This is a genomic window from Proteus sp. fly-1089 (assembly GCF_040138965.1).
Taxonomy (GTDB): Bacteria; Pseudomonadota; Gammaproteobacteria; order Enterobacterales; family Enterobacteriaceae; genus Proteus; species Proteus vulgaris_B.
In genome coordinates this window covers 1-501 of sequence record NZ_JBEETS010000024.1, presented here as the reverse complement: position 1 = coordinate 501, position 501 = coordinate 1, and the positions used below count along the sequence as shown (strand labels likewise).

General features: G+C 41.7%; 2 tRNA genes. Both read right to left on the bottom strand.

Annotation, left to right across the window (positions count from 1 at the left end):
• Nucleotides 1–140: 140 nt before the first annotated feature.
• Nucleotides 141–216 (bottom strand) — tRNA-Ala (locus ABN080_RS18170).
• 160 nt (nucleotides 217–376) lie between these two features.
• Nucleotides 377–453, bottom strand: a tRNA-Ile gene (locus ABN080_RS18165).
• Nucleotides 454–501: the final 48 nt, after the last annotated feature.

Sequence of the window (501 nt, the reverse complement as noted above, 5' to 3'; positions counted from 1 at the left end):
AGAGACTCATCAATATACCTCGGTGATATATTGATTTGTTTTCAATTTTTCAGCTTGTTCCAGATTGTTAAAGAGCAAAATAATTCGCAGTATACTATTGCTAATATACTCTGAATTATTATTTTATATTCAAGAGATTATGGTGGAGCTAAGCGGGATCGAACCGCTGACCTCCTGCGTGCAAGGCAGGCGCTCTCCCAGCTGAGCTATAGCCCCATAATGCATTCTTAATACCGTTTTTGTTACTCAGGTTTCTTTCTTATCGGATAACTTCCTTTAATTAAGAATTGAGCCAATCGTAGTGAGGCAAGGCGTGGAAACACGAAGTTTACTCTAAGTAAACGAGTGATTTCACAACGCAGTATTCAATACGATTTGGTAGGCCTGAGTGGACTTGAACCACCGACCTCACCCTTATCAGGGGTGCGCTCTAACCACCTGAGCTACAAGCCTATACCGGTATTTCTGCTCGTTCTTCATCAGACAATCTGTGTGAGCACT